The sequence below is a fragment of the Pseudomonas sp. Tav-5-1A genome, from assembly GCF_055755055.1.
Map to the genome: position 1 here is coordinate 3457713 of NZ_CM146901.1, position 13449 is coordinate 3471161.

11 protein-coding genes are annotated in these 13449 nt (G+C 67.9%); 3 read left to right on the plus strand and 8 right to left on the minus strand.

What is annotated here, in order from left to right:
- Window positions 1–7: 7 nt before the first annotated feature.
- The 3 genes from imuA to AC0J42_RS15785 all read right to left on the minus strand — a co-directional run bounded on the left by imuA (window position 8) and on the right by AC0J42_RS15785 (window position 3129).
- On the minus strand, window positions 8–625 hold the full coding sequence (gene imuA, locus AC0J42_RS15775) for a translesion DNA synthesis-associated protein ImuA (protein WP_473002353.1): 618 nt from the start codon (window positions 623–625) through the stop codon (window positions 8–10).
- Window positions 625–1239 (minus strand): transcriptional repressor LexA, encoded by a 615-nt coding sequence (gene lexA / locus AC0J42_RS15780; RefSeq protein WP_416424516.1) that lies wholly within the window; start codon window positions 1237–1239, stop codon window positions 625–627. Before lexA ends, imuA begins: the two co-directional genes overlap by 1 nt.
- A gap of 699 nt (window positions 1240–1938) precedes the next feature.
- Window positions 1939–3129, minus strand: a complete 1191-nt coding sequence (locus tag AC0J42_RS15785; protein WP_473002354.1) for a GGDEF domain-containing protein — start codon at window positions 3127–3129, stop codon at window positions 1939–1941.
- 241 nt (window positions 3130–3370) lie between these two features.
- Here AC0J42_RS15785 and AC0J42_RS15790 point away from each other — a divergent pair, with 241 nt between their 5' ends.
- Complete coding sequence (locus AC0J42_RS15790; protein WP_473002355.1) at window positions 3371–4201, plus strand: oxidoreductase; 831 nt, start codon at window positions 3371–3373, stop codon at window positions 4199–4201.
- Here the strand turns inward: AC0J42_RS15790 and AC0J42_RS15795 are convergent.
- From AC0J42_RS15795 to AC0J42_RS15815, 5 genes are all read right to left on the minus strand, one after another.
- On the minus strand, window positions 4195–5076 hold the full coding sequence (locus tag AC0J42_RS15795; protein ID WP_473002356.1) for a LysR family transcriptional regulator: 882 nt from the start codon (window positions 5074–5076) through the stop codon (window positions 4195–4197). The two genes, AC0J42_RS15790 and AC0J42_RS15795, sit on opposite strands and share 7 nt — an antisense overlap.
- Window positions 5077–5125: 49 nt before the next feature.
- Window positions 5126–5362, minus strand: a complete 237-nt coding sequence (locus tag AC0J42_RS15800) for a DUF2790 domain-containing protein (protein ID WP_473002358.1) — start codon at window positions 5360–5362, stop codon at window positions 5126–5128.
- Window positions 5363–5568: 206 nt separating this feature from the next.
- Complete coding sequence (locus tag AC0J42_RS15805; protein ID WP_416424521.1) at window positions 5569–7962, minus strand: glucose/quinate/shikimate family membrane-bound PQQ-dependent dehydrogenase; 2394 nt, start codon at window positions 7960–7962, stop codon at window positions 5569–5571.
- A gap of 237 nt (window positions 7963–8199) precedes the next feature.
- Window positions 8200–9336 carry a glycerate kinase gene (locus AC0J42_RS15810; protein ID WP_473002359.1) on the minus strand — a complete coding sequence of 379 codons (1137 nt, stop codon included), beginning with the start codon at window positions 9334–9336 and terminating at the stop codon, window positions 8200–8202.
- A 94-nt stretch (window positions 9337–9430) separates the two neighbouring features.
- The gene (locus AC0J42_RS15815; protein ID WP_473002360.1) at window positions 9431–10537 is read right to left on the minus strand and encodes a sugar diacid recognition domain-containing protein; all 1107 of its coding nucleotides are present in this window, start codon (window positions 10535–10537) and stop codon (window positions 9431–9433) included.
- 150 nt (window positions 10538–10687) lie between these two features.
- Here AC0J42_RS15815 and AC0J42_RS15820 point away from each other — a divergent pair, with 150 nt between their 5' ends.
- Together AC0J42_RS15820 and AC0J42_RS15825 are read left to right on the plus strand one after the other, a co-directional pair.
- Window positions 10688–11992, plus strand: coding sequence for an MFS transporter (locus AC0J42_RS15820; RefSeq protein ID WP_416424524.1), 1305 nt, complete (start codon window positions 10688–10690; stop codon window positions 11990–11992).
- A gap of 386 nt (window positions 11993–12378) precedes the next feature.
- Entirely contained in the window at window positions 12379–13386 is a 1008-nt protein-coding gene (locus AC0J42_RS15825) for an aldo/keto reductase (RefSeq protein WP_473002361.1), read from the plus strand.
- Window positions 13387–13449: the final 63 nt, after the last annotated feature.

The following is a 13449-nucleotide window of genomic DNA, read 5'->3' on the forward strand; positions in this document are numbered from 1 at the left end:
GACAACCTCAGGCGCTCTCGCTGAAGGCCAGCGGCGCGGCCGGGGCCAGACCACCACGGCACTTGAGCACGCGCACCTGGGCCGGGCGCAGGTCGATGGCCAGGCGCAGGGCCGCCGGCGACGGATTGTGCGCAGCCTGCTGCGGGCGGCAGGCGAACGCCAGGGTCTGGCCGGTTTCGGCGGCCACCTGCAGGCGCCGCAGGGCGCGGTCGTCAGCGCTCTGCGGCCAGCACAGCACCGCCGCGCAACTGCCCGAGCGCAGGCACTGTTCGGCGGCCCACAGGGCTTCGGTGCCCTGGGCGTCGACCAGCGCCAGCTGGCGCAAATCGACGCCTGCCGCCTCCCAGGCCGCCGGGTACGGAATGAACGGCGGCGCCACCAGTACCACGCGCTCGCCGGCCTGGGTCAGGCGTGCCAGGGTGGGCCACAGCAGGCGCAGCTCGCCACTGCCGGCACAGGGAATGAGGATTTCGCTGAGCGCCGACGGCGGCCAGCCGCCAGTGGGCAAGGCACGGTCGAGCCAGCCATGGCCGGTGGGCTGGGCGGCCACGGGTTGGGCCTGGGCACGGCCCTTCCACACCCGTCGCTCGTCGAGCAGGCCTTCGAGGCTGACCACCGCGCCCATCAGCGGCGTACCAGGCCGCAGAAGATGCCTTCGATCACCAGTTCCTGCTCGGCGTCCACCACGATGGGATCATAGTCGGGGTTGCGCGGCATCAGGCGCACGCCGGTGCTCTTGAGTTCCAGGCGCTTGATGGTGACCTCGCCGTCCAGGCGCGCCACCACGATCTGGCCGTTGCGCGCGTCGTGCTGGCGCTTGACGCCCACCAGGTCGCCGTCGAGGATGCCGTCGCCGATCATCGAGTCACCGGCCACCTGCAGCAGGAAGTCGGGCGTGCGGGCGAACATGCGCGCGTCGAACACCATGTGGTCGTGCACGCCCACGTCAGGGTCGATGGGCCGCCCCGCCGCCACCCGGCCCAGCACCGGTATTTCCAGCAGCTCGGGCCGCCGCTGGCTGCGCGCCAGGCGAATGCCGCGCGCCTGGTTTGGCGTGACTTCAATGAAACCGGCCTCGGTCAAGGCCACGATATGCTTGCGCGCCACGCTGCGCGAGGCAAACCCGAAGGCCTCGCTGATTTCCGCCAGGCTCGGCGGCTGGCCGTGATCGGCAATGCGATCGCGGATAAAGGTGAGGATGGCGCTGCGTTTGGGAGATAGAGTAGTCATGGAGTACATTTGTACTCTATGCGCAGGGTGGCTGCAAGCGTGGGCCGGCGAATGGTGGGGGGGGTGCGACGCCTATCCACCAGGCGAACGCACAACGGCTGGCAACGCCTATCTATCAGGCCATGGCACAAAGGCTGGCAACCCCAACCCATCAGGCAAACGCACAAAGGCTGGCAACGCCTATCTATCAGGCCATGGCACGGTGCAACAAATGTAGCACCGGCCGTTAGGCCGGGTCGCGCCGCGCGGGCGGCGCTCGATTTTGGAAGCGCTGCAAGGCTTCAGGCATGCACCTGCAAGCCACGCCGAAGATCTTCAGCGCACGTTTGGGCCAGCGCAGCCTGGCGGCAGCGGCTACGCGGGTTGCGGGTTGCGGGTTGCGGGTTGCGGGTTGGATTCGGTGGGTTCGTCGGAAGATTGCGTCACGGCGCGCAGGTACATGTCGGGAGAGGTGTGGCGCTCTTGAGATCGAGCGCCGTCCGCACGGCGCGACCCGGCCTAACGGCCGGTGCTACATTTGTTGCACCGTGCCATGGCCTGATGGAGAGGCGTTGCCGGCCTTTGTGCGTTGGCCTGATGGATTGGCGTTGCCGGCCTTTGTGCGTTGGCCTGATGGATTGGCGTTGCCAGCCTTTGTGCGTTTGCCTGATGGATTGGTGTTGCCGGCCTTTGTGCGTTGGCTTGATGGATTTGAGTGGCCGGGGTAGGTCATACCCCCACGCACACCCTGTTCCGCCCTTCCCTCTTGGCCTTGTACATCGCCTGGTCCGCGCGCTGGTACAGCTCGTCCGGGTCGCAGCCGGGGATGCCCAGGGCCACGCCGACGCTGACGGTCAGTGGCGTGCCGTCGTTGTCGATGGCGATGCCCAGGGCCTGGACGGCGGCGCGGACTTCGTCGCCGATGCGCGCGGCGAAGTCGCGGTCGACGCCGGCGAACAGCAGCACGAATTCCTCGCCACCCAGGCGCGCGGCCAGGTCCAGCGGCCGGCGCGGGAAACGCCCCAGGCGGCTGGCGATGGCCTGTAGCGCGCGGTCGCCGGCCGGGTGGCCGTGCAGGTCGTTGTAGCGCTTGAAGTGGTCGACATCCACCAGCATCAGCGCGCACAGCTGCGCCTCGCGGGTGGCCTGGGCCAGGGCGCGGCGGCCGAGCATCTCGAAGGCGCGGCGGTTGTAGAGGCCGGTCAGGGCGTCGGTGCTGGCCATGGCGTGCAGCGAGCCGCGCAGCAGGAACAGCGTGCGGAACGAACGCTCGTGGTAGTAACGCAACGCCAACAACGCCACCAGCGACGACACCTGGAACGGCATAAACGCGGCGAACTGCTGGTCCAGCAGGTCACCCGCCACCCAGGGCGTCAGGCTCCAGCTGGCCAGGGCAATCAGCAGCGCCATGGCCATGGCCACGTGCACGCTGAGCCCCACCGGGAACAGCACGGTGATGAACAGCAGGATCACCGCGTCCAGCAGCAACGGCAGCTGAAACTCGCTGTGGTAGCGGGCATACAGCAGCATCATGGTAATGGAGCTGACACAGGTCACGCCCAGCACCGCCACCACCCAGCGCTGCCCCGCCGCCACCTGGGACTGCTGGCGCACCTTGCGGTAGCCCAGGCAGGTGAACAGCACCGTGGCCAGCCGCGCGCCAATGGCGAAGAACGACGCGGGCGGGAAATGCGCAGTGTAGCCGTACCATACGTCCAGGGCCAGGAAGCCCAGCAACGCCACCATCAGCAGCAGCGCCGAGCCGTTGCGGGTGCGCTGGAAGCCCTGGTAGTTGAGCTCGCGGTATTCCTGCTCCAGCGCCGGCTCGAAGCGCAACCAGGGAAACCCGCGCAGCCGTTGCCGGGTGTAGACGTTGTCATTATTGTCGACCAGTTGGGTCAAGCTTTCAAACCGGTTCACACGTACCTCGATGGGGATCCCTCACCGACAGATAGCAAGAAGCCATCACGCTTGCAAGCACTTAGCTAACTGTAGCCGCTGCCGCCAGGCTGCGCTGGCCGGATATTCAGTGCGGCGCAGGTCCAGCGCAGCCTGCGGCAGCGGCTACACCGCAGGATCAGGCAAAAGCGCAGGAGTTTTGGCGCTACGCAGGCCGCCCGCGTAGGGCTAGGCTGTTGCAACCCCCTGAAGGAGCCTTGCCATGAGCCATAAAACCTTTCTGATCACCGGCGTCAGTTCCGGCTTCGGCCGTGCCTTCGCCCAGGCCGCGCTGGCCGCCGGGCACACCGTGATCGGCACCTTGCGCCGCGCCGACGCGGTGGCCGATTTCGAGCGCCTGCATGCGCACAACGCCCACGGCGTAGTGCTGGACGTGAGCGATTTCGCCGCCATCGAGCCCACCGTCAGCGGCCTGCTGGCCCGCCACGGCGCCATCGACGTGCTGGTCAACAACGCCGGCTACGGCCACGAGGGCACGCTGGAGGAATCGCCGCTGAGCGAGCTGCAACGCCAGTTCGACGTCAACGTCTACGGCGCGGTGGCGATGATCAAGGCGGTGCTGCCGGGCATGCGCGAGCGGCGCAGCGGGCACATCATCAACATCACGTCCATGGGCGGCATGATGACCCTGCCGGGCATCTCCTATTACCACGGCAGCAAGTTCGCCCTGGAGGGCATCTCCGAATCCCTGGCCCAGGAGGTTGAGCCACTGGGGGTGAAGGTGACGGCCGTGGCGCCGGGCTCGTTCCGTACCGACTGGGCGGGCCGGTCCATGGTGCGCACGCACCGCAGCATCAAAGACTATGACGCCCTGTTCGACCCCATCCGCCAGACCCGCGAAGCGCGCAGCGGCCACCAGCCGGGCGACCCGGACAAGGCCGCGCAGGCGCTGTTGGCCTTGGTGAACGCCGACAAGCCGCCGCGCCACCTGCTACTGGGTGCAGACGCCCTGCAACTGGTGCGCGCCAAGCTCAAGGCGTTGCAGGCGGAGATCGATGAGTGGGAAAGCCTGTCAGCCAGCACCGGCTACTGAGGCAACTGCTGGAAGGCCTTGACCGCCTGCGCCACCACCGGCAGGCGGTCGCGCTCGGCCAGCCAGGCCAGCACCAGGCGCTCGTCGCTGGCAAGACCACTGACCCGCCGCTGGCGCAGCCCTTCCAGCGCCTGGTCGCCCGGCCACACCGGCAGCAGCGCCACCCCTGCCCCGGCCTTGGCCAGCGCCAAAGCGGCGGAAATGTCGGAGCATTCGAAGGCCACCTCGGGGCGCAGCTGCGCCTCGCTGAACGCCTGCTGCACGCGCTCGTAGAAACCGTGGCCCTGGCGCCGACGCACCACGATCAGCGGCACCTTGGCCAGGTCTGCAAGGGTGCAGGCGTCGGCGTCCGGCAACAGGCCCGGCGTGGCTTCCACGGCGGCCAGGGTCAGGGCCTGCAAGGCTTCGGTGTGCAGCAACGGGTTGGTCACTGGCCATTGGCTGAGGGCGAAGTCCAGCTGGCGGGTCTGCAGCATGTCCTCCAGCACCGCAGGCTCAGCGTGGTAAATCGAGAACAGCACGCCCGGCAGTTGCACCCGCAACTGGCCCACCACCCATGCCAGGAAGGCAGCGCCCGAGGTCACCGTGCCGATGCTGACCTTGCCGCTGACGCCCTGGGCCAGGCCGCGCATTTCGCCGTCGATCTCATCCGCCAGGTTCAGCAGCTCGCAGGCGCGCCGGTACAGGTGTTGCCCCGCCTCGGTCACCAGCAGCCCGCGCCCCTGGCGCTCGAACAGTTGCAGGCCGTAGTCGGCCTCCAGGGCCTTGAGGTGTTGGCTGAGCGGCGGTTGGGCGATGTGCAGCGCCTCGGAAGCGGCGGCAATGGATTTACGCTCGACGATGGTCTTGAAATACAGCAGGTGGCGTAAATTCATGCAGGGCTCGGCGCTAGGGGAATGCGCCAAGAATAACGGAAGCGCTGGCTTAGTTGGAGCAGCCTTTGCCCATCACGCGGTACACCAGCGAGTGGCGTTGGCCCTGGCTGTCTTCGTAGGTCATGGTCACCGGCACCACGGCGCACACGTCGGGAATGTCACCGGCATCGATGACCTTGGCGATGTCCAGGTGTTGGCCATAACGGTAGGTTTGCGCGGGGTCGGCGTGGGCAGCGGTGGCGGCGAAGCCCAGGGTCAGGGCAGCGAGGGTCAGCAGCTTGTTCATGATTGTTCTCCAAGTGATTTTTCCTTGGAGACAGAGTAAGCAGCGGGCCAGGCTGCGAATATGACCGAAAAAGTCATGACCCATACACAAACCCCGTAGCAGCAACTTTGCTGTGTGGGAGCTGGCTTGCCAGCGAGCTTTTCGGGCCTCAACAGCTCGCTGGCAAGCCAGCTCCCACAGGACAGTTGTTGCTACGGGATGGTGGGTTACTTCGGCAGCGCGTACGCCATCACGTAGTCACCCTGTTTGGTGCCCAGCGAGCCATGGCCGCCGGCGACCACCAGCACGTACTGGCGGCCATCCTTGCCGGTGTAGGTCATGGGCGTGGTCTGGGCGCCGGCGGGCAGGCGCGCTTCCCACAGTTGCCGGCCGTTGCGCACGTCATAGGCGCGCAGGTACTGGTCCAGGGTGGCGCTCAGGAACGCCACGCCGCCCTTGGTCATGAAGGTGCCGCCCAGCGCGGGCACGCCCATGGTCAACGGCAGCGGCACTGGCGAATTGTCACGCACGGTGCCGTTCTTGTGTTTCCAGATCACCTGGTGGGTGGTCATGTCTACCGCTGCCACGTAGCCCCAGGCAGGTGCCTGGCACGGCAGGCCCATGGGCGACAGGAAGGCGTTCATGATCACGCCATAGGGCGCGCCCTTGTTGGCCTGGATGCCCTCGGTCTCGCTCTTGCGCGCGGGCATGGCGGCCACGTCCGCGGCCGGTACCAGCTTGTCGACGAAGGCCATGTAGTTGGGGTTGACGAACATGATCTGGCGCTCGGGGTCCACCGACACACCGCCCCAGTCGAACACGCCGAAGTTGCCCGGGTACACCAGCGAGCCCTGCAGCGACGGCGGCGTGAACGGGCCGTCGTAGCGCAGCTTCTTGAAGTCGATGCGGCACAGCATCTGGTCGAACGGGGTCACGCCCCACATGTCACGCTCGGTCATCACCGGCGGCATGAAGTTGAGCTGCGACTTGGGCTGGGTCGGCGCGGCGTGGTCATCCGGCACGGTGCCGCCCGGTACCGGCAGCTCGTCGATAGGCACGATGGGCTGGCCGTTGGTGCGGTCCAGCACGTAGACGCTGCCCTGCTTGGTGGACGCGATCACCGCAGGCTTGAGGCCGTCGGCGGTCTTGATGTCCATCAGGCTCGGCTGGCCACCCACGTCCATGTCCCACAGGTCGTGGTGGGTGAACTGGTAGGTCCAGCGCACGTGGCCGGTGGCGATGTCCAGCGCGGTGACGCCGGCACTGTATTTCTCCGCGGCCGCGCTGCGGTTGCCACCCCACTGGTCAGGCATCTGGTTGCCCATGGGCAGGTACATCAGGCCCAGCTTCTCGTCGACGCTGATCAGCGACCACATGTTCGGCGAGTTGCGCGTGTAGGTCTTGCCCGGGGCGATGGGCGTGGTGTCGTCGGGGTTGCCGCTGTCCCAGTTCCACACCAGGTGGCCGTCGTGCACGTCATAGGCACGCACCACGCCCGACGGCTCGTCGGTGGAGACGTTGTCGGTGACGTGGCCGCCGATCACCACCAGGTCCTTGGTGACCGCGGGTGGCGAGGTGGAGTAGTAACCACCGGCGGTGAAGCTGCCGATGTTGGCGCGCAGGTCGACCTGGCCCTTGTCGCCGAAGCCTTCGCAGACCTTGCCGGTGTCGGCGTTCAGGGCGATCAGGCGGGTGTCGGCGGTGGGCAGGAACAGCCGGCGCGGGCAGGCGTTCGGCGCGGCGGCCGGGCTTTGCTCGCTGGCAGCATAGGCGGCGTCATCGTGGTACGACACGCCACGGCAGGTCATGTGCGCCCAGCCCTTGAAGTTGGCAGCGTTCTGGGTGCTGATCTGCGGGTCGTAGCGCCAGATTTCCTTGCCGGTGTCGGGGTCCAGGGCAATGACCTTGCTGTGCGGGGTGCACACGTAGAGCATGCCGTTGACCTTCAGCGGGGTGTTCTCCGCGGTGGTCTCGCCCGGGTCGTTCGGGCCGGGAATGTCACCGGTGCGGTAGCTCCAGGCCGGCTGCAGCTTGGCGACGTTGGCCGGGGTGATCTGCGCCAGCGGCGAATAGCGGTCGCCAAACGCGGTGCGGCCATAGGCCTGCCAGTCGCCGTCGGGCATGGCCGGGGCGGCGCTGGTGGTGCCGGCGGTTTCGCGGTTCAACTCGCCCTTGATCTCGCCGGGGCTGGTGAACTGGCTGGCCACGGCGGCAGCGCCGGCCAGCACCACGGCCACGGTCAAGCTGCCATTGCCCAAGGCATACGGCGCGCCTTGCAGCAGCGGGCGGCGGAACCAGGGCAGCAACAGCACCAGGCCCAGCACGAACCACAGGGCCAGGCGTGGCACCAGTTGCCACCAGTCCAGGCCCACTTCCCACAACGACCACAGGGTGCTGGCGAACAGCACCAGCGCGTACAGCGGCAAGGCGGCGCGGCGGCCGGCCAGCAGCAACAGGCCCGTGAAGGCGATGCCGATGCCGCTCAACAGGTAATACAACGACCCGCCCAGGCTGGCCAGCTTGACGCCGCCCGCCAGCAGGGCCAGGCCCATCAGCAGCATCACCACGCCGAGCAGGCTCGGCAGCAGGCGCCGCGTGGTGGAAGCACGTGCAGTGCTCATAGTGCGTTTTCTCCAGAATGATGATGGCCCGCGACCACGCCCACGGGGGCGCCGCGACGACCTGATGTTTTTATCGGAACGATGTCAGCGCAGGGGCTGACCGAGAGATGACGCAAGGGGTGCAGCGGTATCAACGCTCATACGATGTCATACATTGGTGCGACATTGCATCGCACCAAAGTCTAATAAATTGGCCTGCGGGGTGTCTGGGACGCGGCCTGTGGCCGCTGCTACGGGTCAGGCGCGCCCCAGCGCCCACACCTGCGCAATATCCCGCGCGCGGTCGCGCAGCAGCAGCGCGGCGTGGCGGCAGGCGTGGTCCAGGGTCATGGGGCCGCTGGTGACGGCGAAGGCGGCGGTGACGCCGTGGGCATACATCTGCTCGTAGCCTTCGCCCAGGGTGCCGGCGATCACCAGCACCGGTACCTGGTGCGCCGCCGCCACGCGGGCAACGCCGAAGGGAGTCTTGCCGCGCAGGGTCTGGGCGTCGAAGCGCCCTTCCCCGGTGATCACCAGGTCGGCGCCAATCACCGCCTGCTCAAGGCCGGTCAATTCGGCCACCACTTCCACGCCCGGGCGGAAGGTAGCGCCCAGGTACGCCTTGGCGGCGAAGCCCATGCCGCCGGCTGCACCCGCGCCCGGGGATTCGCGCAGGTCCTGGCCCAGCACTGCCGCGCTGTGCTCGGCGAAGTGGCCCAGGGCGGCGTCCAGTTGCAGCACCTGTGCGGGGCTGGCGCCCTTCTGCGGGCCAAAGATGTGCGAGGCGCCATGGGGGCCGCACAGGGGGTTGTCGACATCGGCCGCCACCTCGAAGCGCACCTGGGCCAGGCGCGGGTCCAGGCCGTGCAACGACAGCCGCGCCAACTGCGCCAGGGCCAGGCCGCCCTTGGCCAGCGGTTGCTCGTCGGCGCCGAACAGTTGCAGGCCCAGGGCGCGCAGCATGCCGGTGCCGGCGTCGTTGGTGGCGCTGCCGCCGATGGCCAGGATCACCCGGCGGGCGCCGGCGTCCAGCGCCGCGCCAATCAGCTGGCCGGTGCCGTAGGTGCTGCTGGTGCAGGCGTCGCGCTGGTCCACCGGCACCAACTGCAGGCCGCTGGCCTCGGCCATTTCGATGATGGCCGTGGCGCTGTCGGCCAGCCAGCCCCAGCGGGCCTGCACCGGGCTGCCCAGCGGGCCTTCGACGGTGAGGCTGCGCAACTCGCCGGCGCACGCCGCCAGGATCGCCTCCATGGTGCCCTCGCCGCCATCGGCCATGGGGCACTGCACCAGTTCGGCCTGGGGCAAGGCCTGGGCCAGGCCTTCGGCGATGGCGGCGGCGACGCCGGCAGCGCTGAGGCTGTCCTTGAACGAGTCGGGGGCAATGACGATTTTCATGACGGCTACTCCGGTTTTCTTGTAGGGCCCATGCTGCCAGTTGCCCGAGGCGCCTGCGCCGGGCTGCTGCACAAGCGCAGGCGACCGTTGTTGTTCAAATGGACAAATCGCCGGGCAACAGCTGCACCCCCAGGTACAGGGTGAGCATGCCTTCCAGGCGGTTGGGGTCGATGCCGCTCAGCTCGGCGATGCGCTCCATGCGGTAGCGCAGGCTGTTGCGGTGGATGCCCAGGGCGTCGGCGCAGGCCTGGCTCTGGCCGTCGTGCTCGCACCAGGCGCGCAGGGTCGCCAACAGCTGGCCGCTGGCGTCCTTGGCCATGACCTTGTGCAGCGGCCCTAGCCATTCGTCCAGGCTGTCGTCGCTGCGGTGGCGCCACAGCATCGCCGGCAGGCGGTAGCGCGCCAGCGGCAGGCTGCGGCGCTGGGGCACGATGTCGCGGCCGTAGGCCAGCAGGTCGCGCACCCAGCGGTAGCCACGGCGCAAGCCGGCCAGGTCGTCGGCCGGCTCACCCAGCGCCAGGCGCTGCACCGGCCAGCCCTGGGCCTCGAACTTGTCGAGCAGCCGCGCCTCATCCAGGCTGACGCTGGCCGGGCGGCACCACAGCAACGAGCCGGCCGCGGGGCTCACGCACCAGCTGTCCGGGTAGCGGCTCTGCAGCCACGCCGCCAGCGCCTCGGTGCTTTGCGCCGCCTTGAGCTCGAACAGGCAGGGGGTGCGCGGCAGCTGCGGCTTGAGGCCCATCTGCCGGGCCTCGTCCAGCAGCCGCGGCGACTCGCCCGTGCCGCCCAGCAGCAAGGCCAGCAGGTCGTCGCAGCGCTGGCGGCGCCAGTGCTGTTCCACCTGCAGGCGGCGCTGGCCCAGGAGCATTTCAGCGGTCATGCGCACCAGCTCGCCGAAGGTGCGCAGCTGCGCCGGGTCGCCGGTCAGGCCCAGCACGCCGATCAGCCGGCCGTCCAGCAGCAGCGGCAGGTTCACCCCCGGCTGCACGCCCTTGAGGCACTGCGCCGCCTGGGCGTCCAGCTCCACCACGCGGCCGTTGGCCAACACCAGTTGCGCGCCCTCGTGGCGGGTGTTGATGCGCTCGGGCTCGCCGCTGCCCAAAATCAGCCCCTGGCTGTCCATGACGTTGACGTTGCACGGCAGAATGGCCATCGCGCGGTCGACAATGTCTTGCGCCAGGTCATGATCAAGTTCGAACATAGGGAAAAAAGTCCTGTTCACATCTGTAGAGTCGCACAGCCCGGGCGGCGCGGCGCTGTGCAAACGCACAAAGACACTGCCACGCGCCTCGCCGACACTCAAGGGTGGCTCACGATAGCCGCAAATAACATAAAAACAGAGAGAAACCCCATGTCTACAACCATCGCCCTTGACCAAGGCACCCCAGGCGTCAGGGACGCTGTGTACCGGCGCATCACCCTGCGGCTGATCCCCTTCATCTTCATCTGCTACCTGTTCAACTACCTGGACCGGGTCAACGTCGGCTTCGCCAAGTTGCAGATGCTCGATGCCCTGAAGTTCAGTGAAACCATCTACGGCCTCGGCGCCGGCATCTTCTTCATCGGCTACGTGCTGTGCGGCCTGCCGAGCAACCTGGCCCTCACCCGCTTCGGCCCGCGGCGCTGGATCGCGCTGATGATGCTGGCCTGGGGCGGCCTGTCGACCTGCCTGCTGTTCGTCACCACGCCAATGGAGTTCTACGTGCTGCGCCTGTTCACCGGCGCCGCCGAGGCCGGGTTCTTCCCCGGTATCGTGCTGTACCTCTCGCAGTGGTTCCCGGACGCGCGCCGCGGGCGGATCATGGCGCTGTTCATGTCGGCCATCCCGGTGTCGGGCCTGCTGGGCAGCCCGTTCTCGGGCTGGATTCTCAACCACTTCGCCGTCGGCCAGCAGGGCCTGGCCGCCTGGCAGTGGATGTTCCTGATCCAGGGCATCCCGACCATGGTGCTGGGCGCCATGGCCTATTTCCTGCTCAGCGACAGCTTCGCCAAGGCCACCTGGCTCACGCCCCAGCAGCGCGCGGTGGTGGAAGCCGACCTCGCCGAGGACGCCCGCAGCAAGCCGGCGCAGCAGCGTGAGTCCCTGGGCGCGGTGTTCGCCACGCCGTTGATCTGGGTGCTGGGTTTCATCTACTTCTGCATCCAGAGCGGCGTGTATGCGATCAACTTCTGGTTGCCGTCGATCATCAAGAACCTGGGCTTCAGCGACGCCTTGGTGATTGGCTGGCTGAGCGCCATTCCGTACCTGCTGGCGGGTATCTTCATGCTGCTGGTGGGCCGCTCGGCCGACCTGCGCAACGAGCGCCGCTGGCATTTGGTGGTGCCGATGCTGATGGGCGCCATCGGCCTGGTCATCGCCGTGAACTTCGCCGCCACCCCGGCCATCGCCATCGTCGGCCTGAGCCTGGCCACCATGGGCGCCCTCACCGGCCTGCCGATGTTCTGGCCGCTGCCCACCGCCTTCCTCAGCGCCGGCGTGGCCGCCGGTGGCCTGGCGATCATCAACTCCGTGGGCCAGATGGCCGGGTTCCTCAGCCCCTACATCGTCGGCTTCATCAAGGACCAGACCGGTTCGACCGACGCGGCGCTGTATGCGCTGGCGGGGTTGATCGTGGTGGGTAGCGCGGTGGCGTGGAAGGTGGCGGGCAAGCGGTGAGAATCCTGTAGCAGCGGCCGCAGGCCGCGTCCAAGGCACCAACCGCAGCGAGCCCGGACGCCGCCTGCGGCAGCTGCCTACAGGCACGCGCGCAACCCGCCGATCGCGTCGTTTGCATCGCGGCCAAGGCCGGCTCCTACCACGCACGCTGTAGGAGCCGACCTTGGTCGCGATGCAGGCAACGCGGTTTCTGTAGCAGCGGCGGGGCGGCCGTCCGCCGCAGGCCGCGTCCAAGGCACCGACCGCAGCGAACCCGGACGCCGCCTGCGGCAGCTGCTACAGATCGCGGAACGTCTGTAGCAGTGGCCACTAACACAGGTTTCAGGTGCGCACCCTCCCCCCTTGCAGTACCTTTGCCCTCACACCATCGCAAAGGGATGCCACCGATGATTTACCGCGCACTGGGCCACAGTGGCCTGAAAGTCTCCGCCCTGACCCTGGGCACCATGATGTTCGGCGAGCAGACGGCCACCGAGGACGCCCTGCCTATCATCGACAAAGCCTGGGACCAGGGCATCAATTTCATCGACAGCGCCGACGTCTACAACAACGGCCGCAGCGAGGAGATCGTCGGCGAGGCGATTGCCCGCAACCGTCACGATTGGGTGCTGGCCACCAAGGTCGGCTTCGGCCCGGCCGATGGCGTGCCGAACCGCAGCGGCCTGAGCCGCAAGCATATCTTCAACGGCGTGGAAGCCAGCCTGACCCGCCTGGGCACCGACTACATCGACCTCTACTACCTGCATCGCGATGACCTGAACACGCCGTTGGAGGTGACAGTCAGCGCCATCGGCGACCTGCTGCGCCAGGGCAAGATCCGCCACTGGGGCGTGTCCAACTTCCGTGGCTGGCGCCTGGCCGAGATCGTCAACGTGGCCCAGCGCCTGGGCGTGGACAAACCGGTAGCCAGCCAGCCGCTGTACAACATCGTCAACCGCCAGGTGGAAACCGAGCAGCTCACCGCCGCGGCTTACCACGGCCTGGGCGTGGTGCCGTTCAGCCCCCTGGCCCGTGGCGTGCTCAGTGGCAAATACACGCCAGGCAAGGCGCCCGAGGCCGGCAGCCGCGCCGCGCGCCAGGACAAGCGCATCCTGGAGACCGAATGGCGCGACGAGTCGCTGCACATTGCCCGCACCATTCAGGAATACACGGCCGCCAAGGGCGTGGGGATTGTCGAGTTTGCGATTGCCTGGGTGCTGAACAACCAGCTGGTCAGCTCGGCCATCGTCGGGCCGCGCACCGAGGCGCAGTGGGATACCTACAGCGGCGCGCTGGAGGTGAAGATCACGGCGGAAGATGAAGCGTTCATCGACAGCCTGGTCACGCCGGGGCATCCGTCGACGCCGGGCTACAACGACCCCGGCCATTTCGTCACCGGCCGGGTGACAGCATAACCCCGTAGCAGCGGCCGCCAGGCCGCGTCCGGCGCCAGCGCAAAGTTGGCCCCGGACGCGGCC